The 22353-nt window shown below is 35.3% G+C and carries 24 protein-coding genes; 12 read left to right on the top strand and 12 right to left on the bottom strand.

The features are described 5' to 3' along the window. Nucleotides 1–9: 9 nt before the first annotated feature. Nucleotides 10–171 (bottom strand): hypothetical protein, encoded by a 162-nt coding sequence (locus D1866_RS13540; protein ID WP_231136310.1) that lies wholly within the window; start codon nt 169–171, stop codon nt 10–12. A gap of 509 nt (nt 172–680) precedes the next feature. Here D1866_RS13540 and D1866_RS09580 point away from each other — a divergent pair. Next, the gene (locus tag D1866_RS09580) at nt 681–1709 is read left to right on the top strand and encodes a phospholipase D-like domain-containing protein (protein ID WP_170254105.1); all 1029 of its coding nucleotides are present in this window, start codon (nt 681–683) and stop codon (nt 1707–1709) included. Between the two features lie 101 nt (nt 1710–1810). Here the strand turns inward: D1866_RS09580 and D1866_RS09575 are convergent, their stop codons facing one another. Next, the gene (locus D1866_RS09575; protein WP_231136309.1) at nt 1811–2422 is read right to left on the bottom strand and encodes a hypothetical protein; all 612 of its coding nucleotides are present in this window, start codon (nt 2420–2422) and stop codon (nt 1811–1813) included. A 194-nt stretch (nt 2423–2616) separates the two neighbouring features. On the opposite strand from D1866_RS09575, the gene D1866_RS13840 reads away from it, so the two are divergent. Beyond that, nucleotides 2617–2799: a zinc-ribbon domain-containing protein gene (locus tag D1866_RS13840; RefSeq protein ID WP_152939408.1), complete on the top strand. Its 183-nt coding sequence runs from the start codon at nt 2617–2619 to the stop codon at nt 2797–2799. A gap of 112 nt (nt 2800–2911) precedes the next feature. Beyond that, nucleotides 2912–3424, top strand: a complete 513-nt coding sequence (locus D1866_RS09565; protein ID WP_152939405.1) for a hypothetical protein — start codon at nt 2912–2914, stop codon at nt 3422–3424. Between the two features lie 72 nt (nt 3425–3496). Here the strand turns inward: D1866_RS09565 and D1866_RS09560 are convergent, their stop codons facing one another. From D1866_RS09560 to D1866_RS09550, 3 genes are read right to left on the bottom strand one after another with little or no spacing between them, the layout of a single operon-like run. Further along, nucleotides 3497–4063 carry a hypothetical protein gene (locus tag D1866_RS09560; protein ID WP_152939403.1) on the bottom strand — a complete coding sequence of 189 codons (567 nt, stop codon included), beginning with the start codon at nt 4061–4063 and terminating at the stop codon, nt 3497–3499. After that, nucleotides 4060–5724, bottom strand: a complete 1665-nt coding sequence (locus tag D1866_RS09555) for a DNA polymerase domain-containing protein (protein ID WP_152939401.1) — start codon at nt 5722–5724, stop codon at nt 4060–4062. Before D1866_RS09555 ends, D1866_RS09560 begins: the two co-directional genes overlap by 4 nt. Beyond that, on the bottom strand, nt 5717–5941 hold the full coding sequence (locus D1866_RS09550) for a DNA polymerase II (protein ID WP_152939399.1): 225 nt from the start codon (nt 5939–5941) through the stop codon (nt 5717–5719). The genes D1866_RS09555 and D1866_RS09550 overlap by 8 nt, the downstream gene beginning before the upstream one ends. A gap of 180 nt (nt 5942–6121) precedes the next feature. On the opposite strand from D1866_RS09550, the gene D1866_RS09545 reads away from it, so the two are divergent. Further along, nucleotides 6122–7270 (top strand): RNA-guided endonuclease TnpB family protein, encoded by a 1149-nt coding sequence (locus D1866_RS09545; RefSeq protein WP_152939397.1) that lies wholly within the window; start codon nt 6122–6124, stop codon nt 7268–7270. Nucleotides 7271–7386: 116 nt separating this feature from the next. Here the strand turns inward: D1866_RS09545 and D1866_RS09535 are convergent, their stop codons facing one another. Next, entirely contained in the window at nt 7387–7617 is a 231-nt protein-coding gene (locus D1866_RS09535; protein ID WP_196773424.1) for an AbrB/MazE/SpoVT family DNA-binding domain-containing protein, read from the bottom strand. Nucleotides 7618–7878: 261 nt separating this feature from the next. Between D1866_RS09535 and D1866_RS09530 the strand changes: the two genes are divergently transcribed. Further along, entirely contained in the window at nt 7879–9129 is a 1251-nt protein-coding gene (locus tag D1866_RS09530; protein ID WP_152939391.1) for an MFS transporter, read from the top strand. Nucleotides 9130–9303: 174 nt separating this feature from the next. After that, on the top strand, nt 9304–10548 hold the full coding sequence (locus tag D1866_RS09525; RefSeq protein ID WP_152939389.1) for an ATP-binding protein: 1245 nt from the start codon (nt 9304–9306) through the stop codon (nt 10546–10548). Nucleotides 10549–10921: 373 nt separating this feature from the next. On the opposite strand, the gene D1866_RS09520 is transcribed toward D1866_RS09525, so the two are convergent. Further along, the gene (locus D1866_RS09520; protein WP_152939387.1) at nt 10922–11815 is read right to left on the bottom strand and encodes an MFS transporter; all 894 of its coding nucleotides are present in this window, start codon (nt 11813–11815) and stop codon (nt 10922–10924) included. A 443-nt stretch (nt 11816–12258) separates the two neighbouring features. Then, the gene (locus tag D1866_RS09515) at nt 12259–13230 is read right to left on the bottom strand and encodes an acetamidase/formamidase family protein (RefSeq protein WP_152939385.1); all 972 of its coding nucleotides are present in this window, start codon (nt 13228–13230) and stop codon (nt 12259–12261) included. Nucleotides 13231–13358: 128 nt separating this feature from the next. Here D1866_RS09515 and D1866_RS09510 point away from each other — a divergent pair, with 128 nt between their 5' ends. Together D1866_RS09510 and D1866_RS09505 are read left to right on the top strand one after the other, a co-directional pair. Beyond that, nucleotides 13359–14954: an APC family permease gene (locus D1866_RS09510; protein ID WP_152939383.1), complete on the top strand. Its 1596-nt coding sequence runs from the start codon at nt 13359–13361 to the stop codon at nt 14952–14954. A 29-nt stretch (nt 14955–14983) separates the two neighbouring features. Continuing rightward, the gene (locus D1866_RS09505; protein ID WP_152939381.1) at nt 14984–16795 is read left to right on the top strand and encodes a S53 family peptidase; all 1812 of its coding nucleotides are present in this window, start codon (nt 14984–14986) and stop codon (nt 16793–16795) included. 189 nt (nt 16796–16984) lie between these two features. Here the strand turns inward: D1866_RS09505 and D1866_RS09500 are convergent, their stop codons facing one another. The 3 genes from D1866_RS09500 to D1866_RS09485 all read right to left on the bottom strand — a co-directional run bounded on the left by D1866_RS09500 (nt 16985) and on the right by D1866_RS09485 (nt 18515). Beyond that, on the bottom strand, nt 16985–17242 hold the full coding sequence (locus D1866_RS09500) for a PIN domain-containing protein (RefSeq protein WP_231136307.1): 258 nt from the start codon (nt 17240–17242) through the stop codon (nt 16985–16987). Between the two features lie 116 nt (nt 17243–17358). Continuing rightward, complete coding sequence (locus D1866_RS09495) at nt 17359–17574, bottom strand: AbrB/MazE/SpoVT family DNA-binding domain-containing protein (protein WP_152939379.1); 216 nt, start codon at nt 17572–17574, stop codon at nt 17359–17361. A gap of 383 nt (nt 17575–17957) precedes the next feature. Next, on the bottom strand, nt 17958–18515 hold the full coding sequence (locus tag D1866_RS09485; protein ID WP_152939378.1) for a GNAT family N-acetyltransferase: 558 nt from the start codon (nt 18513–18515) through the stop codon (nt 17958–17960). A 265-nt stretch (nt 18516–18780) separates the two neighbouring features. Between D1866_RS09485 and D1866_RS09480 the strand changes: the two genes are divergently transcribed. From D1866_RS09480 to D1866_RS09465, 4 genes are all read left to right on the top strand, one after another. Next, entirely contained in the window at nt 18781–19509 is a 729-nt protein-coding gene (locus D1866_RS09480; protein ID WP_152939375.1) for a hypothetical protein, read from the top strand. A gap of 10 nt (nt 19510–19519) precedes the next feature. Continuing rightward, complete coding sequence (locus D1866_RS09475; RefSeq protein WP_152939373.1) at nt 19520–20146, top strand: hypothetical protein; 627 nt, start codon at nt 19520–19522, stop codon at nt 20144–20146. 192 nt (nt 20147–20338) lie between these two features. Continuing rightward, nucleotides 20339–20923 (top strand): IS607 family transposase, encoded by a 585-nt coding sequence (locus tag D1866_RS09470; RefSeq protein WP_152939371.1) that lies wholly within the window; start codon nt 20339–20341, stop codon nt 20921–20923. Beyond that, on the top strand, nt 20901–22190 hold the full coding sequence (locus D1866_RS09465; RefSeq protein WP_155861141.1) for an RNA-guided endonuclease InsQ/TnpB family protein: 1290 nt from the start codon (nt 20901–20903) through the stop codon (nt 22188–22190). Before D1866_RS09470 ends, D1866_RS09465 begins: the two co-directional genes overlap by 23 nt. On the opposite strand, the gene D1866_RS09460 is transcribed toward D1866_RS09465, so the two are convergent. Next, a complete protein-coding gene (locus D1866_RS09460; RefSeq protein ID WP_152939369.1) occupies nt 22168–22311 on the bottom strand; it encodes a hypothetical protein in 144 nt (47 codons plus the stop codon). The genes D1866_RS09465 and D1866_RS09460 overlap by 23 nt on opposite strands. Nucleotides 22312–22353 lie beyond the last annotated feature (42 nt).

The raw sequence follows: 22353 nt of genomic DNA, 5'->3' as shown, positions 1-22353 counted from the left end.
ACGCTTTACTTAAATTACTTCGTTTTTAACGAGATTTGTAATAAGACCTATGACACCTACTAAAGAAAGTAGAGTAAAGCTTATCTCATAATCATGAATGGAAAATAAATAAGCTGTAAATGAAATAGAAAAAGCTCTTCCAAGTCCTTCTGCCATCCTAGTAGATCCCATTGCCACACCTATTTCTTTACTATGATATTTAAATGATATTATATATGAAACTGATAAAATTATTGGATTTAAAATAATTTAGCCTAATGATATAAATATTGTTAATCCAACTATATTTCCGGGATAGAAAAAGGAGTTTGGGCTTCATAGGATTTAATACCAATCCTTAGCCATTGGGCTTCAACAGAGTCACGGGTAAACCCATTACCCCTCACGGATGTGGGGAAACCCGCACATCGTCACACCTTTCGGGAAAACCATCCACATCTGGTGTGACTGTATTTGTCTCTACCATTAAAGCATATAAATTTCACGGTTTATCGGAAACTGTTATCAACGGCTTAATATTGTTAAGGTAAACTTGTCGTGTAATTTACTCTTAGTCAATTCCCATAATATCTCGCTCATATAATATAGATTATTGCGTTTAGCTAAATATTTTACTAAGAAATAAGTGTGACCTACTCTCTCTAAATTAAAAATTTAAGCCTTTAATGGTAACTAGAATTATGAACTTAACGTTTACCTTACTAGTCCTAATAATCCTTTCTTCTATCTCTTTTATTCCTATATTTTACTCCTCATCTTCGTGGTACGTTAAAGTCCAAACATGTCAAGTAAAGATTATAGTTAGTCCTTACAACTCTACCGATATAATATCGTGCCTATGCAGAGGGAAATACATATACGCAGAGATTTACGAACTTACTTGTTGTCAAATAGCTAATGCAATAATTAATGCGGTGAAGAAAGGAGGAGAAGCCTTTGTAGTTCTTTCATCCAACGTTTACGGTGGAATTCCAAGTTATGAAGAACAGCTAGTTTCAGAGTTGAATTCTTCTGGTGTCCATGTAAAATTCCTTTCTGGCTTTCAATATGTGCATTCTAAGGTTTTCGTAATAAATAACTGCACGGTAATCTTGGGCTCAATAAATCCTACTTATTACGGAATTCACAAGGACCATGGAGTGGATTTGGACATTCATAATTCATCTATTGCTCAAGCTTTTGCTTGCATAATACTTGACGATTATTACGGAAAGCCTGTAAATGTTGATTATCCCGGAATAGTAGTTTCACCAATAAATAGTGAATGTGAGCTATCTGACATACTTTCTCAGCCAGGACATTTATATATAGCAATGGAGGAACTTTATCCTTCAAGCGTATTTTATCCAGTAATTGAACAGCACGAAAGGACAGTAATTACTTCTACCTATAGTGAAGATAATTGTGCGGTAAGTCAGTTAGGTGCTGTAGAAATTCCTGATATGACCGCAAAGATAATAGTAGTTGGGAACTACGTCTATGTAGGGAGTGTAAATTTGGATTATACATCTATTCACTGCAATAGAGAACTAGGAATAATAATTTGCAATCCAACCATTGCTCACTCGTTAGAGTCATTAATTTGTTACTGGGCGCAAGGAAAGTCAGCTGAAGGAAATTCTGTATATCAATTAAGTAATCCATCATTCTTATTACTTATAATTATAGTTTTAGTAGCATTAGCAATACTATTAAAGAAGAAGATATGAAAGTAATCCATCATTCTATTATATTAAATTTTCTTCTTACCTTTATTATTCTATCAGCAAGTAATTTAAGTAAGTTTCTTTTCAAAAGAATAAAAAAGATATCATGAAGGCTGTTCTCTTCCTTCAATATCTATTACGAAATTTCCTTTTCTTCCTCTTATAAAGAAGTATCCTTGATTTGCACTATTTACCATAATTTGATACCCGTTTTGCGTAAGTATGCTAAGAAATTGCTGATGCTCTGGGGTAATTGCAGTTTGCATTGCAGGTGGCATTGCGGGGTGTGGGACCATAGCTTGTTGAATTGCGGGATTAGGCTGTGGAACCATGGGATGAGGCATCATGGGTTGTTGAGGCATTGCAGGACTAGGTGAAGGCATTGGAGGCTTATTTTGCTGTACTTGAGTAGGCATTCCCTGAGGTGCGGCTTGAGGCTGTTGCATTATAGGTTCTACAATGTTCATTAGATCCCATTCAAGCCTTCCGTGGGTTATTACTTTTACTCCTCCCCATTCGTTAAATACCTCGACTTCTCCATGCTCTTCTCCTCTCCTTACGAATATTTTGAATCCGTTGTCCCTTGGCTCATCCCTATGTATTTCCATACCTTGATTTTGTATTTCTGACGTTATTCTGTCGTGTATAGAATTTAAATCTACATTATCCATTTGAAAGAATTTTTCCATAATGTCCTCAATTTCATTACTTCTCATCATTTAAAAAATTTCCTAGAAAATTCTATCATAGATATTTTATAAAAGTAATAATTTTAATTCATATGAAAGATATGTATTGCTATTACTAACTTTGTCTTAGAAAATTAATATTGATAAAAACTTTGTGCTATGTTTATATTACTTATTACCTCAGTAAAAAGGTTTAAATACGATAATTTCCTTTATTTCTTATGATTTGCCCCTCATGTGGAATGGAAATTCCGGATGGAGTTTTACAATGCCCTAACTGCGGATATCAATTTCAACTTGACCAACCTGACTCTGCAACAAATACAACTAGACTTATCGAACCTACCTTTCAATCCAATATGCGGAGAACAGTTAATTGCGGCCTCAAGGTATGTACAGTATAGCGTAATCTCTCAGACTTATTATCCTCAATCTTCCCCGTCTATCGATATAGGAGGAATAATAAACATAGGAGGTCAACCACAGTATAATAATCCACAAACAATGACTGTCTCCATGTATATTTACGGAGCTCTTTATGTCACTAACATGAGGATGGTTTTCCACGCTCAAACTTTTAGTTGTCCTAGGTGCTTTACCCAACCACCTTTTAATCCATATGTTGATTCAATATGGTATAATCCCCAAGTGATACAGACTTTAATACAAATTTACAGGGGTCAAGATCCTAACTCTGTAAATGGAGTCGACGTTAAGAACTACAAAGGTCACATAATAATCCAAGTTTCTAAACAATTTGATTACGACGCAAGTAACGGTAGAATTAGAGATGATAGGGATATATTAATAATCCCAGGCGGAAGAGTTGATTTTCTAGATAGGTTTGTTGATAGTCTAAGGGAGGACTTTAGAAATGCCTTTGGTAACGATATTCAAGCTACGTTAGACCAGTTATTGCCACCAGATTTAGCTAGCCAGATCTCACAAATGTCGCAATGCGTTAATAATAATTACGACCAATTTAAACAACAAGCGTTGTCAAACCCTGATGAGCACCACTTCTTTTAACTCTACTATCGGTTTTACTGTACAGAAAAAGAAGTTATATTTTAAAAACTTCATGAGTGTGATTATATCTTTTTATGCTAAAAAAGTTAATAAACCTTCTCCTTTACTTTTGCCAAATAGTTCCCAAATAGAGTAAGGTATTTCTACCTCATCTGTATTAACACTCTTAATTATTTTGAAAGAAAAGCTCTTACTGCTTCTCCTCTCTAACCTTATTAATGAATGAGAAGAATGAAGGCCGAAAATTGAGCCTTCCTTTTCCCTATCCATAAAACTGAAGATAAAAACTCTTCCAGCGTTCCTAATTGCGGAAACTATTTCTCCGTAAAGCTTTTTGTGGTGATAAGGATCTACGAGAATCATATCCTCATTCATTGCCTCTATAGTAGGTTTTACATCCTCAGCCTTGAAAGCCCTCCTTATGTAGATCTCTCCTTTAACGTTAAATATTTCCCTAAACCTTCTTATTAACTCTGGGTCTATTCCTCCTCTCTCGCCCACAATTACTACCTTTATTGGAGAAGAAAGTACTATGACGCGATGATAAAAGAGCCATAGAATTTCTCTATCTGTTGAATAAAATTCAACTATCCTGTCAGGAGAAATTATCCTATCTATTTCATCAAATCCGGTAATCATAAAAATCCCTTAAATTCCTCGTAAGTCCTCTTGAGGTAATTTAAGTAGTAGAAAACGTCAACTTCTCTAAAACCGTTATAAGCTTCATAAAATCCTTTAATTCCTCTAACGTAAGGAATTCCGTTAATCCAGATAACGTAATCCTGAGGCTCACCCCTCACTATTCTTTCTCTATATTTCTTGTAGATTTCATCAATTTCTTTAACGTTTATCTCTTCGCAGGAATTAGCTTTACTTAAAGAGCTAAGAACTTCTTCCAGGAAGTCTTTTACTACGTTAGGCATATTACTCCTTATTACTCCTCTGACCTTCATTTCTTCTCCTTTTCCGAAATACCTTGTAGGATAAGGAAATCCTTCCTTATTTTTGGTAAATATCATCCATTTAAACTCCTCAACCTTAACCTTAAGTCCAGTAATTTCCTCAAGTTTTTTAACGTAATCCTTTACGTTACCTCTAACGGAAAGAGAATCTATTACTCCGTGAAGGACTTCCAATCCCATTTCTTCTGCCAACTCTACTGCTTCTCTTAACGTTCTTCTGGCAAAGTAAGTTACAAGTTCATAAGCCTCAATTTTACCGAATTTAGAATTCCTAAAACCTAAATAGCCGAAGGAAGCTACTAGCATCCACTTTATTGCCTCAGCCCTTTCTTTGTCAACTTTCTTCAACTCCTCTTTTCTCTTTATTAACCACTCTAACGCTTCTGGAACTATTCCCTTCTCTTTAAAACAGATGGAATGGCCTATTTCAGTCTTTAAGTCATCACAAGCGTCTACAGTTTCTGCTGAAATGTTATATTTTACAATTAGTGAGGGATACATTGAGGAAAAGTCTATCTGATAAACGTTATTAAAGCAACCAACTTTAGGGAAGATTACTAACCCGCCTCTGTCTGCTTTTTCTAAATCCTCAATAGTCCTCATTTTCTCAACCCTTGGCACAACCTTTGGTATAATATACTTTCTCTTTAATGCAACCCAAGCTTCATTAGTAGTTAAAGCTTTACCTATTGTTGCGTAAGCTATTTCCCTCAGCAGTACTTTTGAGACGTAAGACCATTCTATTAATCCTTTTATTGAAACCGGTGACCTCTTCCTCTTAATGTCAATTTTTACTACAGCCTCTACGTTATTACAAGCAATTCCTAAGCATTCAGCTACGTTAACTTTAACTTTAGGATCTTGTTCGACCCTTTCTTCTCCGTTTTCTATAACCTTTATCTTACTTCCAGTCTCTCCTTCGCCGTACCAATCTAACGGTATTAAAGTTGCGTAAGATATTTTAGGAAAATCGTCGTCCCTAGTTTTGATCTCGTTACCTTCTATACTAACCCATCTAAAAGGGAGAATTCCTAGTCTATATAATGTTTGAGACAGTACCGAGGGAGTCTCGTTTACTACATTTAACTTATTCCTTATATAATAATAAGCAGAAATGTCGTCAACCTCAAAACGGTAGACTTTCCTTTTCTTTCCTTGGTAATTCCATTCCTCCTCCTCATAACTTACAACGGCTGGGTGTTGCATTACTATTTCTGGGTTTTCAGTAATTACGTAAACTGGGAAGGTTGTTTTTACAAAAGCCTTTTTGAAGTTGTTAAGGTAAAGAATTAGTCCTCCTCTTATTGGCTTTGCATCTATTAGATATCCTTCAACCATTTTTGCACTCCTCTGCAAGTTCTGATAATAAGGCTAAGAAGAGCAATTCGGAAGGGCTTAAATCTTCATCATAAGACGCGTTTTGGAAGTACCTTATCTTTCCTTTAGCTCTCTCAAGTATGGGAAGTAAATGGGGAGAAGCCCTACTTAGTATCCTCTCCAATTTTTCAATCTCCCTTTGCAGGGAGTAAGTGTATGAGGGTTGTGTTCTTCCCATGAAAATAAACAAGTTGAATAAATAAATAAGCTTAGAGAGTAAACCGAAAGTGAAAAATTGAGGTATTAGTTTCGGCTTTAAAAAGTATTACAAAGTTGGGGGTTAAGGGACGGAAAGCCTCACCAGCGGGGATGGATAGCCCCCTTATATTTAAATATTTCTTTTTCTTAAATTCATTTGATGGCTAGGAGGGGAAATAAAGCGATCAGAGCAACTGTTTCGATGAAGATCGCTGTATCAGACTCCCTCCTAGCCCTCGTTAATAACTACGTTAAAGCACTGCGTTTCACCCTGTTTTGGTTAAAGGAAAATGTGAAAAATCCGGAAGAGAAGGGAGTGCTTTCGAAAGTCCATGAGGAGTTGTATGAGAAGTTAAGAGGGGAATACAATCTGCCATCAAAGGTTGCTGAGGACTGTTATAGGGATGCCCTTTCAATATACAAGGGATGGTATAATAATCCTAAAAAGGGTAGGTTTCCAAGAGTGTATAAGCCAACAGTTTGGCTAACACCAAGGGCAAGTTATAGCGTGAACTTCGAGAGAATGACTGTTAGGATTGCTGGTGTAGGTGAACTACCAATTCTGGGTTATCCTAGAAACCTTAAGGAGTACTTAAGCTGGAGGATGAGGGAGGCTAGGTTGGTGATCAGAGACGGTAAGGCTTTTCTAAAGGTCGTTTTTGAGAAAGAAGGAGAGAAGGTTGAACCAGGGGAAAGTATTGCCGTAGATATTAATATGAGTGAGATAGTAGTTGGCAAGGACGACAAACACTACGTTAGGATTACAACTCGTCTTGGAGAAGTTCATCACTGGAAGTCTTTGGCTGAAAGTCTACAAAGGAAATACCCAAGGAGGTGGAGGGAGAATAAGAGGATCCTTCACAGGATTCATTCCTTCCACCTAAAGGCTAAGATGGTCATGGGGGATTTTGCTAGAAAAGTGGGGAAGTGGGTTGTTGAAGTAGCGAGAATGATGGGTGCTAATGTTATTAAGTTGGAGAACCTTAAGAATCTCATCAAGAATGTTGATAAGTTGCCTAAGGAGTTTAGGGATAAGTTGTATCTTATGCAATATCATCGTTTGCAGTATTGGATTTCTTGGCAGGCTAAGAAACACGGAATGATTGTTGAGTTTGTTAATCCTAGTTATTCTTCAATCTCATGCCCAAAATGTGGTAGAAGGATGGTTGAGGTTTCCCATCGTTGGTTTAGGTGTTCATGCGGTTATGAGAATGATCGCGACGTTATTGCGGTAGTTAATCTTAATGGGAGGGGTTCTCTGAGCCTCTCGACTGCCCCTCAAATGAGGGATGTAAGAGCGAATCGATGAGGGGAACCCTCGCCCTTTAGGGCGGGGAGGAAGTCAGAAAAGCTTCACTCACGTTTTTCTCTATTATCTCTTTGGCCTTGTTATTTCCATAAAAATACAAAATTAATGCAGATGCGTCAAGTACTACTTTCACGTTCTCTTCTCCTCTCCTCTTCAAGAATGTTTAAAGCTTTTATTGCATCTTTGTCACTACCAAAGTATTTTCTAATATCATCACGAGGAAATATATAAATTCCCTCATCATCAACTATAACGTTAACTTCGTCACCTTCTTTCAAGTTGAATTTTTCTCTTATCTCCTTTGGTATTACAATAATACCTTTCTTATGAACCTTCAGTCTATACATATAAAAGAATATTCTCATGAATGCTTTAAGTTTAACTTTACTTATCCTTAAGTTAAACAAAGGCTGAATTTTAACTGCATAAAAGTTTAAATTAATAATTCGTTCTTCTCTCTATGATAATTTATAAGCAACAGAGAAAATGTTAATCATTGTAAAAATTCTTCTCATTTTATTTACACTTTTTAAAAGGGAATATAAGGTCGAAATTGTTTATAAGATTACAATAAGTCTTTTAAACGAGATTGTAAGTTTAAAGCAAGGATGATAAAGTACAGCACCAAGTGGATGTACCTAGTAATACCGTTTAACATGGCAATAGGGCCAATTTCCACTTTAGTCACTTTACAAATTTTAACCCTTGGTGGTAATGCAATAGATGTAGCTTACGTAATTTCTCTAGGTAACGCAGTATTAATTCCTGCATCAATAATGTGGGGTTTCTTGGCAGATAGAATGGACAGGAAAAAGCAAATATTATTAAGCTTTGCAGGAACTGCACTACCCTTACTATTAATGCCTTTCTTTAATTCAATTTCCTTCGTTGCTATTAATTATTCCCTGTTAGTTTTCATGAGCACAGCATCAACTACACCTTTCAACCTCCTAGTTATGGAATCTGCGGAGAAAAAACATTGGGGTTCACTGTTTTCCAAGTTCTCTTTCTTCTCCTCTATTGGTATGTTGTTAGGTTTGCTTGCCTCAACTTTTCTAGTTATTTTTCTAAAAATTTACGAAGTAGAGGAAATTCTAGGCATATTAACTCTGGGAACTTTAATTGCCGGATTCAAGCTGGTTCCTAGGCCAGTAATAACCTTTGAGAGGACTGCAATGTTACAACATAAAGAGTCCTTCATGATCAGGATAAGACATTTGCCACTCTTCTTCCTTCATTTGCCTAATATTCACAGTTTTAAAGTATTTTCTCTCAGCAGGCTTACTAAAAAACCAATAAATTATATTCCTCTCCTTTACCTGGGGCTGGTCATTTTTTATATAAGTAGCGGGATATTTAATACAGTTTACCCTGCAGGGCTTTACGTTAAAGGATTAGAGAAATCTGAAGTATTACTAGTTATAACCGTAGGGATGGTATTCCAAATATTGGGCTTTAGGATTTCCTCAAGTTTACTTGAAGCAAAGGAAGAGAGTAAGATAGCTCACCTTTCATTAATTTTAAGGGGTTCTTCATACGTCGTACTTGGTGTGTTTTCTGTTTTCTTTTTAGGTTATCCAATACTTATCTCAGGGCTGATTTTCTATCCTCTAGCTGCAGGAATAGCTTACTCCCTCTTTTACTCTTCCTCTACTACAATGATTTTTAAAATCGTAGGAGAAAGGCAACAAGGTAGAGGGTTAGGAGTCTACAGTACGGTAGTAGGTATTTCGCTCTTTTTAGGCTCTTTAGTTTCAGGTTACATTACGCATTACCTAGGCTATGGAATAGATTTCATAATTGCTGGTTTACTCTTACTTGCAGATTCTTACTTATTCCGCTACCTAGAAGAGGGATAAAAAAGGAGACTTTTTGTTTTTAAATTAAAAGATAAAAGCTAAAAATTAATATTTAATGCAAATATCTTGGAAGGTATAAAATCTAGTTAATGAAATTAAACTGGTCTCTTAGGGACTGGTTATTACGCAAAACTGGTCGGAAAAAGACTTAAATGCATAATCTCTATCATTCTTATGGAAGAAGGAATAAAGAGCTTCATAGCAGAATGGCTTACTTCACCATTACCTAATATAATAGAAAGGGACTTATCCCTACCACTAGACAAGGATTACATAATTACAGTAACCGGTGGAAGAAGGAGTGGTAAAACTTTCCTCCTTTATCAGACAATAAAGAAAATAGTAGAAAGAGGCTTAGCTTCCCGTGACGAAATCCTATATGTCGACTTTGAAGATTATAGGTTAAAAAACGTGACTGTAAACGATCTGGATAAGATAATTTTATCATTTGAAGAACTTACCGGAAAAACTCCTAAGTATATTTTCTTTGATGAAATTCAAGATGTAAAGGATTACGGTAGTTGGTTTAGGAAGAAGTTAAATGCTAGGATATTTCTCTCAGGCTCTTCGTCACAACTAACGCCGTTAAATATAGCTAACGAACTTAGGGGAAGGAGTGTAAATTACGAAGTTTATCCTTTATCTTTTAAGGAGTTCCTTAGGTTTAAAGGGTTCATTTACAATCCCTTAATGGACTATACTCTGCAAAGAGGAAAAATACTCTCCCTTCTAAGGGAATATTTACAGTTCGGTTCTTATCCAGCAGTTGTACTTGAGGAAGATAAAGTTAGACTACTGAGGTCATATTTCGATTCAGTAATTGTTAGAGACCTTTCAATAGTAAAGCCTAGTATTGCTGAAACTTTCGCAAGTTTCCTTATAGCAAATTATTCTAACCCTATTACCGTGAATAGGGTTTACAATTACATAAAGGGGTTAGGAATTAAGATAGGTAAAGATACAATTCTTGAACTGTTCTCGAAGGCTAAAGAAACTTACTTTTCATTCTTAGTTGAGGAATTTGAAAAGAGCGAAAGTAAAAGGAGAGCTAATCCTAAAAAGCTCTATATAATTGATACCGGTTATCCGACAGCCTTAGGTTATGAATTCTCAATTTCTAGGGCAATGGAGAACGTAGTGTACATTGAGCTATTGCGAAGGGGGTGCAAGGAAGTATTTTACTGGAAAGGCAAAAAGAGGGAAGTTGACTTTGTTGTATCTAAAAATTTTGAGCCTAAGATTTTAATTCAAGTAACCTACGCTACAGATAAGATAGAGGAAAGGGAGATAGAAGGCCTTAAAGAGGCAATCTCGTCTTTGAAAGCCGAGGAGGGAATAATAATAACTTGGGATTATGAAGGAAAGGTGAACGGATTTAAAGCGATTCCTTTATGGAAGTGGTTATTGCATAGTAGGTAAGGTAGGTAATAGTAGCTGTATAAATAGAGAATCTCATCTAGATGAAGTGCTCTTGAAGAAAGTTATTTTAACTGGCTATCTTCCCAGTAACTTGAGATACCCCCGTTATTTGATCCTAAACCTAAGGAAGACCCTAAAGATCTCTTTGATAGAGAGAAAGAAATGGAAAAACTTAAGTTTGAAAAATTACCCAATGCCGGTTAATGAAGGCGTAAAAATCGATGATAAAAGGTTTACTGAATTATTTAATAATCTAGTAAAAGCATCATTTTTTTGGTAAAGGAATGAGAATTATATAAACCAGTTGACATAATGATAGGAAAGGCGTTTTCTAAGTAAATAGGAATTATATGTCTGCTCATTTTTTATATATCTAACTCTTTTCAAGTATTCTCCTTATATCATCCTCTGTAGTTAATAACAATCTTTTGAATATAAAATAAGCTGGTATTGATATTATCAAAATTAAAGTGCCTAAGAGCATAAAGATTGTTTTTATGCTCAAGAAATTGGAAAGAAGGCCGTAAATCGTTGCCATTACTGGAGAGGACGAGGTTACGAAAATGGTTATTAGTGAATTAGTTCTTCCTAGAATTTTATTCGGAATAAGCTTAATAATAAGAGATTCAAGTGGGATATTTAATAACGATGAACCAATTCCTAAGAATAATGTATATAAAGGCTCAAGGCAAGGAATGTCGACTATAGCTATTAAGTAGAAAAATATGGAAAAAGTGAAAATAATTATAGAAAAATATTTTGCGTTCAATAACCTTGCTGAAAATCTATGTCCTAATATACCTCCTAAGAGCAAACCTAAAGAAAAGGACAATACAAAAGTAGTATAAGTCAAGGCTCCCGTATGGAAAACGTCGTAAAATAATCCTGCTGCGAATACATATAATGCTATAAATACTCCGTTTAGGCTTAAGCTAAGTATTAATGCAGGCAATATGAATCTTATAATTCTAAACACGTGAGAATAGATTAACTCTACTATATTCTTTCTATTAGTTCTTATTTCACTACTTGGAAAACTTAGGATTATTGAAATTAATGAAGTTAACAACAATAAATCAGGGAATAATGACGGTGAAAAAGCAGCAGAAATTCCGCCTATTAATATTCCTGAAATCTCAGATAGGGCAGTAGAAATTGTTTCTACTGACATGGCCTTCGCTAAATACTCGCTCTCTACTAAATTCTTCACTAATGTATAGAATATATCTGACGAAATTAGAGAAAATATTGATGAAATCAAGTCCAAAAAATAAATTAATAGTAATGAAAATAAAAAGTAAAGGTAAATGTGACAAAAATAAAATGACTGAGGATATAAACATTATTTTCTCTCTATTAAACTTATCTAAAATATAACCTTCTGGAATTGAAACGAGCAAATATCCTAATAACGAAAACGTGGGATTAAGCTAACAAGGAAAATAGAGTTATATTCCGTGATAATTTTCCACATGAAAAATATAGAGAACATCAACGAACTAAGTCTTATAAAACTCTTGGCTATCAGAGATCTTAGAAAATCTCTTTTCATTGGAATAACAGAATTACAATTACTTTAAAACTTTGATGTAGAATTTTAGTTAAGCCAAGTTGGTTGAATATTCATAAGTTTAAACTAATGAGCAAAGGACAAAGAGACCTCAATTAACTGTATTTAAAGTTTGAAAAAATAAAGGAATTTATAAATATTCATATAAGTTCTCTTAATTCCTCTTTAACCTCTTTTTCCTCTATAATGTCTAATGGAAAGTAAGCAGTAACTATCCAGTTGGGGACATCTACTACCTGGCTAACTTTCAGATCGAGAACTGCACTAGCTAACATATAGGCCTCAACCGGTTGCATGAATCTAGATAGAATTGAAATAATACCCTTAACAGCTATTTTTGATGCAGTCCATAAATCGTTAGATATTCCAGGGTAAGCTATATACTCTTCATAATCCATTTCTTTAACCTTTTTTGCGTAAAACATCGGCTGGGAAATTCCTAAGTTCTTAATTACCTCAATTCTCATTTTTACCTTCAAAGGTGCTTCTATCGCACTTCCGCAAACTTCTCCATCACCTTGGGCTAAATGAGTATCTCCTACAGAGAGTAAGCCGCCTTTCTTAAAAACTGGTAAATAAAGCACTGAACCTACTGTTAAGTGTTTAATGTCCATATTACCTCCATTTTCCCTTGGCGGAATTGTACTCCACTTCCCTGGATAAGGTAAGGCAGTACCTATAACTCCAGGGAAGGGAAAATTCTTAACTTTTACGCTTACCTCACCGAATTTGGCAATGGAAAATCCGTCCTCGCTTTTCCATATCTTTAAAGCAGGCCCTGCTAAGTCCACGGGAGTGGTATAAGTGTCTTGAGCTAGAAAGCCGAAGCCTGGAATTACTGCAGTCCAGCCCCATCCCATGTCTTTGAATTCCAAAAATTCTACTTTCAATGCGTCACCGGGCTCTGCACCCTCAACTTCAATAGGTCCAGTCAGAGGATGAATCAAGTTGAAGTCTAACTTCTTTAAATCTTCTGCTGTAGATGAAGGAGTTATTTGATTATCTGAGGCCTCCTTTGTTTCTACCTCTATTATATCTCCACTTTTTATACTTATGATTGGTTTTAATGAATTATCCCATTTATTATGAGTTATTGCATGTATAGTGTACATGAGTTAATTATTAACGCCAGCTATAAATGGCTTACGTTAAATAAGTTTTGAATTTTGGTTAAAGAATTAAAAAGTTTTCTCTATCAATTACAGTAAAAATTAAATACTGTTTAATGTGAGACAATTTTATGTCCAAGAAGTTATTTATTAGAGAATCTTCTGGACTAGTAAGGCAAATGGGAGCTAAGCATGCCTTTGCCAAGGTTTTAGCTCTTATTGTGCCAATATCCCTTTATTATACTTTAATATATTCGCCATCAATACCTGCCGCAAATTGGTTTATAGGAATAATAATTGCTCCTATACTTGCTTTACCAATATTTTTAACATACTTAAAACTAGCTGAATATATTCCAAGATCCTCTGGAGAATATATTTATATATCAAGAATAGTTGGTCCCTTACCTGCAACGATTCAAGGAATAGCTAATATAATTTCCACTCCTTTATTAGCTGCGATATTATCACAAATACAAGTCTCGGCCGGTATAGTGCCAGCTTTTCAAATCATAGGCTTAGCCTTTCATAATTCCGCATTATTTAACTTGGGTACGTGTATTCTAGTTAATCCTACTTACTTCTTCATTGCAAGTTTGATTTCATTAATATTAATGTGGTTAGTGAGCATATCTCCTCAAAGGATTATGGGCAACTTCCTATTTGCAATAGCTAGTATGCAAGTGATTGGTGCTTTATTCATTATTGGCCTATTTGCAGAAGGAAATTCTGCATTCGTAACAGATTTTAATAAATTCTCTGCATCTTTCTCGGGGCCCTCATATTCCTACTTATATTCACAAGGATTATCTTACTATTCTCCAGTCACTAACCCCTTACAAACTCTAGTATTTTCAATATTAATGCTAATGTGGCTATTCATATGGTTCTTTGGACCGTCCTATTTTGCAGGAGAATACAAACAAGCGACAAGGTCTTTAAAGCTAGGCATGTTATCAGGGTATACTATAGCAACAGTCATTATTATTGCACTAACTTTTCTAACCGCATTTACCATGGGAATTCCATTCTTTAATTACGTTGCGCTATGCGGTTGGGGTAAATCTAATCCGGTCTCTGCAGGAGAAGGCTATATAGCTTGGGCAGGAATAATGACTTTATCCTCTCCAATCCTGGCATTATTAGTAGGCGTATTAAACATAGGCATACAGTTTGTTGCGGGTCCGTTATCTCTTGCAATACCCTCTAGAGTAATGCTTGCAATGGCATTTGATAGGATACTTCCAGAAAAGTTAGCATATGTAAACCCAAGACTTCAAACTCCTCTAGTAGCCTCAGGAGTTGCTTTAGCTTTAGGAATATTCTTTGATGTAGCCATACTTTATTTAGGTTTTGCTGTTTCAACTATTGCGTTGATAGCAATATTATTTATTTACCAATTTTTGCAAGCTACAATATCTGCAGCTGTAGCAGGATTTAAAGGAATAGTTGGCGTTGAGCTTACTGATAAAGAGAAAAGTATGCTTAAGATTTACGGTATACTTGGCTCTATAATACTCGCAATGTCGGTAATAGTCGCGATAGGTTACGCTTTCGTAAATCCCCTATATAATTCAATGGTATTTACTGGTAATTTGCTACTTAACATCGCATTGATTGCAGTAATTCCTGTACTGGGAGTTATAACGTATTTCATAGCAAAGAAATATAGGGAAAGTCAAGGAATAGAGCTTGGACTAATATTTAAAGAGATTCCACCAGAATAATTTATAAACTAAAGCCAATAACTTATTATATGTCATCATTAAATATAATTAAATCTTTTTCAATTTTATTTCTGATATTTTTATCTACTTTCCAATTTTTTGTGACTTCATCAAGTAGCCAAGTTTACTATATTTCAACGAACTCTCCCAAATACGATATACTACCCGGTTCAATATATGTTCAACCACTTCCTAAGAATTATACATTACCTTTTGCAGTTTTACTCAATTTTACTAATTATAGCAAGCTTATATGCATAACTTGCAAGCTAGCAAAACACTGTGAAACTATATATTTAACTCCCTGCCAATTTAGAGAAGATTTTTACCCCAGTAAGTCTTACGTGCATTGTTTAATTGACTATTTGGAATCCTTTGGGATAAAGTTCACTGGCTGTTACGGTCTAATATTAACCTTTAACGGTACAGTAGGAGAAATAGAAAAAGCGTTTAATACTGAACTTAACGTGTATTACTATCCTTGTAAAAACATCTATTGGTATGGATTATTAGGCATAGCTAATGTAGGTCCGTTCTATTATTTCAGTAATAATGTTACACCTTCATTACCTTACAACATAGGTAAATACGTTCTGGGAATCGTAGGGATAGACAGCGTAGACCCTAAAGTCTATCCTGTAATTAAAGAGGCTTGGAAGGTTAATTTACAAGGTCCTTCATTAGTATCTTCAGTTTTGGTAACTCCTTCAACAATTGCTCAATACTTTAATTTCACGGAATTGTATTCTCAAGGCTACACTGGGAAAGGAGAGAAAATAGCCATTGAAGGCGTTCCTGAGAGTTTCATTAATGAGAGCGACATTTATGCCTTTTGGAACCAGTTTTACATAGTTCCTAGAACAGGAGGGCTAAACGTGGTCTACTTGGGCAATATAACAAGTAGTGGTCAATCTGGAGAAAACGAGTTAGATGCAGAATGGGCTGGAGTATTTTCTCCTGCTTCTTGTATTTACGTAGTTTTCAGCAATGGATACGTAGGCGGTCAAGCGTTGGTAGGAAACTTGCTTAACTACTATTATGAGTTATATTACATAGTAAATTATATAGATCCTGATGTAATTTCAATATCCGTTGCATTGCCCGAGTCTTACCTTTCCGCATATTATCCTGCAATGTTATACATGATTCACAATATAATTATGCAAGCTGTTGACGAAGGAATATCGGTTTTAGCTGCTGCGGGAGATTGGGGATTTGAAAGCGATCATCCTCCACCAAATTTCATAATAGATGTATATAATACAATCTGGTATCCTGAGAGCGACCCTTACGTCACTGCAGTAGGAGGAATTTTTGTTAGAGCAAATTCAACGGGAGGAATAGTCAGCATTTCAGGATGGGATTACAGTACTGGAGGAATAAGTACTGCTTTTCCTAGGCAATGCTATGAGACAACGTCTTTAATACCGTTTACTCCTAAAATACCGCAAAGAACTTATCCCGACATAGCCTTCGTATCTGCAGGAGGATATAATATTCCAGAATTCGGTTTCGGACTACCTTTAATATATCAAGGTCAGCTCTATTTATGGTACGGAACTAGCGGTGCAGCTCCAATGACTGCTGCAATGGTTAGCCTTGCTGGAGTAAGACTTGGAATGCTGAATAGTATACTTTATCATATTTCTTATTGCGGAGAAATACTTACACCAAAAGGATGCATAAAAGGCTTACCGGCATGGATTCCTATAACTACTGGTGCTAATCCTACTCCTGCTCATTACGGATGGAACTATGTGACTGGACCAGGGACATATAATGCATACGCTATGGTTAAAGACTTTCTAATATATTACGACTTCATTACTAATGAATGTTAGAATAGTGAATATAATAATTAATAATTTTTTATATATCTTTTTTATCTGAAAATAATTTAAATTTTTTGCACTTAAATTAATAATACGCTCTAACAGTATAAGAGATTATGATCTAGTAGTAAAATATGAATATAGGAATTTAATACCTATTTAGAGTTTATCCTCGATTAAAATAATCTTTTCATTGTACTAAAATTCTCTCTTTACAGAAAATAAATCGAAATCTTTATCGTTAGAATAAACAACGTCTATTCCAAACCTTTTCATTTGGTTAAAGATAATTATGTCATCCCAAAGTTTATAACTTAATTTGGAAGACTGTAAAATTCTTGTTGCATCAATAAAATTTTCCCAAGTAGTTTCTATAATTTTAATTCCAGATTGTTTTAAATAGTTTATAAATATTGGAATTACTTCAACCTTTTTCCTACTCTCTAAATGGGCCAAAACTTGAGAAATAACCAGCGTGAAAGAATACGCATCTTCTTCCTCAGCAGTCTTTATAATTCCTTTGCTCTTTCACCGTATGAAGGGTCAGAGAAGAGCAAATAAGTACGTTTGTATCACTCATTATCTTCAAAACTTAATGCCTCCTCTATCTCCTCAATTTTAATGCTTTCCTTCCCAGCTATTCCGTAAATATTGCCAACAGTCAATCTCTTGACGCTAATTATAATCTTTCCGTCTTTTTCCATGTTTATCTCGACTTTACTACCTTCTTTTAAGTTTAATTTTTCTCTAACTTCCTTTGGTATCACTATCCTCCCCTTTTTATCCATTGTAACTATAATTTATTTTATATTCCCACTTTAAAAATTTTCCTAGAAGATTGCAACCTCGTTACAGAAATTGATCTTCAAGTCTGAATTTTACGTTAAGGAGTGTAGTAATATTTGTAAAGAAGAGATTTAGCTAATTCCAAAGAATTGAGTATTTAAGTTTGCTGTATAAAGTTATGATAGAGATGAAAAAGAGAGTCAAAGAGTTAACAGAAAAATGGTTAAAAGAAGGTTTACCTTTTGATTTACCTTCGTCTAATGACGTTATACGGGATAGAGAATAAAGTATCATATATGCTATTAGCTCGAACTAAAAGAGCGTGATTAAGAAATATGAATATGGAGTTTTACATTCAGTTTATTTCAAGAATTTGATGAGTTTACTATTTTAATATTATTCCCTTCCTTTCTGCTTTTTCCTTAGCTTTTCTCCTCATTTCCTCAGCATTTCCTACATAGAATATCATATTAGCAAATGCCTTTTCCCTTATAGAGTACATAAAACCGTCGATTTTCCCTAATTTTCTTGCTCCAAGTTTTTCTAAAACTTTCTGAGATCTTATATTTCTCTCATCAACCCAAGCCGTCACTATGCTAACGTTTGATAACGCATAAAACATTAAAGCATATATCAGCCCTTTTCCTCTAAATTCTTTAGCTACAGAATATGCAATCTCAGCAACGTGAGATTGCCTTAAAGCTCCAAAGTATTTTCCTCTCATAACTTGTATCGATCCTACGACCTTCCCTTTTTCTATGGCTAGAAATAAAGGGTAATCGTTCCACTTTATCTTTTTTACGTCCTCTAGCGTGACGTCATCATATCTAATGATTGTATAATTTTCAGGATCGTCCTTTAACGACTGTAAATATTCATAAAATTTTTCTGCATAGTCTTCATTGGCCTTGATGATTTGTATTTCTCTTCCTTCAAGTATCATCAAAAACCGTTAATCTAAGGATTTTTATTCTTTTTTATTGGCAGTTTTTAAAGTATATGACGATATTCTGACTTATATTAAAGATTTTACGATATTAGTTAAACATTAATAAAATAGGCAGACTATTACAAGAAAAGTTTAAAGAGTTAAAAAAAAGTCACTTTGTATTATATATATCTAGGCATGAAGTATATCAATAAGCATATGGAAACGAATTATTATCGCAGGTTTCATAATAGCTATAAGCATACTAGGGGTGTTTAATATGGTTAGAGCTTGCAGTTCAAGTTGCCCTAGTGTTAATACAAATAATCTAAGGCTCGTTTTAACTACACAATGGAGCTGTGCTTCTGCAAATTGTGGCCAAACTGTTGTCAGAGACGAAGTTAGTGTATATTATGCAAAAGGAATAACTGAAGTTAATGGTAATACCATACTTCCTGTATTTGTAATTAATTATGGACAAGTGCAAGCAAGTGATTACAGGTATGAAGACGATGGAGGATTAAGCGATTCAAATGGACCAACTATGATACAGTATATAAATATAACTAATAATCCTCCTAATACATGGATATATGAATGGTGTCCCAATAATTTCTGGCAACAAGACTGCTATGGAACTGTAATAGTGTCAAACAGCATTTCAACTACTATTATCGAGTGTTGTGTATCTGCTACTGTTACTGCAAGCATGTCAGTAAGTTATAAAGTGTATAGAATAGAAGGAAGAACTGGGCCTACTCCTAATCAAAGTTATATAAATGTATGGTGTTGGGCTCTTAATGAAGGTGGTAAAGGTTGGTGGGCTCAAACAAAATGGACATGGCCTACAATGACAGTAATATATACGCCGGCAAATGGAAAGTATTGCCCATTAAATCCAGAATATACTATAAAGTTTGTGGTGATGACCATAGGGAATTTTTGGGATGGTTCATATCCATGGACGGAACAGCATGGGCCAGGAGCAGGTTGGGTAGTTCAAATATGAGGTGATCTAAATGAATAAGTGGAAAACTATTTCAATAGTATTAATCTTTATAGTAGTAGTAGAAGGTATTATAATATTCAATCAATATAGGCACGTAAATCTAATAAATAATAATTCAGTGAATAATTCTGAGCAAATTCAGCCAGCTTATGCAGTTACAGGACCAGAATATAGGTTAAATCCAGTAATAGGCAGTTATCTATTCATAATCAATTCTACAACTCAATTTGTAAAAATATGCAATTATATGCTTATAGTAGCAGTGGTAAATATTAATTTAACAAAAGTAAAAGAAGGTGATTCCTTCTTACTTTATCCAGCAATAAACATTGGAAGTGTCGTAAGCGAAGCTTTATATAATAATCCTATATTAAACGTTACAATAACTTGTAATAAGTTATTTGAGCAAAATAGATGCCAATATCTTAATTTTACAATAATTGCAAATTCGCCGAAAAACTTCGAAGCGTATGGGGGAGTAACTTTACTTCTATCTCAAAAGAATCTATCTGCTACTTCTTTAACTCATTTATGCGAAAATACATATTTATTCACAGTGTTTAAGAGTGACGGAAATCCAGAAGAGATAACATTAGAATTTTACATAGCGCCTCTCTCTATCGGTTCTAAGTTATAATCTTTTTTCTTTTATCCTAAACTTTCATATTCTTGGTAAAAATACAAAGAATGTTCTATAGCCTTATAGAAGTTCTCCAACTTTACGTTCTCGTTTGGGGCATGTGCATTGGACGAAGGTGTACCAACGCCGTTGCCAACAGTTTTCGATGAACCGTAAAGTTTATATTATTTCATCATAAACTCTTATACAATGCTAAGACCTAAAGAAGTATGCCAACGCTTAGGAATATCCTATGCAACGCTTAGAGAATACGTAAAGAAGGGTTACATCAAACCAGTAATATTACAGAGCGGGAAGTGGAGGTTCAGAGAAGAGGACGTAGAAAAACTGATGGGTATTGTAAGAAAGAGAAAAGTAATATTATATGCTAGGGTATCATCAAACACACAGAAAGATGACTTGGTAAACCAAGTAAAATATTTACAAGAACAAGTAAAGGACTACGACCAAGTAATAACAGACGTAGGTTCTGGATTAAACATGAAGAGAAAAGGATTCCTCAAGTTGTTAAGAATGATACTAAACAACGAAGTGTCAAAGGTCGTTGTAGCTTACCCAGATAGACTAGTTAGATTCGGTTTCGAAATCCTTGAAGAGGTATGCAAAGCACATAATTGTGAACTCGTGGTATTAAACAATGAGGACAAAACACCGGAACAAGAGCTAATAGAGGATTTGGTCTCTATACTTGTATCATTTAGCGGAAAATTGCAAGGAATGGGGAGTCAAAAATACGAAAAGGTGAAAAAGTGTGTTGAGGAAATTAAGAATTAAATCACTCCAACCAGAAGAGGAGTACATTTACCTAACTTACTCCTTGGAGAATGATAAGAAGGAGGAGAGCAAGATATTATTAGAGAACTACAGAGTCCTACTGCAAAAAGCATTAGACTGGTTATGGGAGAGAACTAAGATGGAGAGAAAAGAAGTGAAGAAGGGTAAGAAAGTACTCACTAAGGTTAAAATAACCTTGCCTAAGAAAAAGCAAGTATACAATACGCTAAGGGATGAGTTAGAGAAGATCAACAACTTAGCTTCACACTACGTGGATAAGGCAATTAATGACGCTTATTCCATTTTAAGGAGTTGGAAGAGGAGAGTCGAGAAGGGACAAGCGTCATTGAGTAAACCAACACTGAGGAAGGTTTACGTTAGGGTAAAATCGACGCTCAGAAAGGTTGAGGGCGAAGAGGTTAGGATTACTGTAAGACCTTACGAGTATATTACCTTCTCTTGGTCTCACAAATGGTTCTCTAAACGAGTTAAAGGGCTAGAACTAGGTGAGCCCGTGATAAAGGAGGATAAGGTGTATTTACCATTCCGCTACAGATTACCCTGGTTTACTCCCCTTGACTTTCTCTCTATTGATAGTAACCTCTATACTCTAGACGCATATGATGGTGAGAAGTTCGTTACTTTCTCAATGAAGGAGTTGTACAGCATGAAGTATGGTATGGAGTTGAAGAGGGGTAGAATACAGTCTTTCGCTTCAAAGCATGGTAGGAAGGGGAAGGAGTTGTTGAGGAAGTATTCTCATAGAGAGAGGAACCGTGTACTGGATTATGTTCACAAGTTTGTGAATAAGTTGTTGGAAATGTATCCTCTCACGTTGTTTGCTGTTGAGAAGTTGGATAAACAAGAGATGTTTGAAGATGCTAACGACTCCCTTTCTAAAAAGATTTCAAGGACTGTGTGGAGGTCAATTCACCGTGTGCTAAAGTATAAGGCTCCTCTTTACGGTTCCTTTGTTAAGGAGGTGAACCCACACCTCACTTCCAAGTCCTGCCCCAGATGTGGATGGGTTTCCCGAAAGGTTGGCAGGACTTTTCATTGCGAGAGATGTGGGTTCACTCTAGATAGACAACTGAACGCGTCACTAAATATTTACCTCAAGATGTGCGGGTTTCCCCACATCCGTGATATTCCGCGGGTGTGGGTTGGGGTTATCCCGCTAAAGGGGCGGAGGGGTAACGGGTTTCCCCGTGACTCTGTTGAAGCCCAAGGGCTGAGGATTGATATTAAATATTATGAAATCCTATGAAGCCCAAACCCCAGCTGGATGCGTCTCTTATACCTTCTCCAGTAGCTGAAATCGAAGGTATCTTTAGGAATTCTTGATATTTACTTAAGAAGAAATCTAACTCTTCCTTTGAGAATTCCATAAAAATGATAGGCGGAAGAAGTATTTAAATAAAGTAGGTTGA

The organism is Acidianus ambivalens (genome assembly GCF_009729015.1).
Classification (GTDB): Archaea; Thermoproteota; Thermoprotei_A; order Sulfolobales; family Sulfolobaceae; genus Acidianus; species Acidianus ambivalens.
Note: the sequence above shows the minus strand (reverse complement) of the source record. Positions and strands in the feature narration are given on the sequence as shown.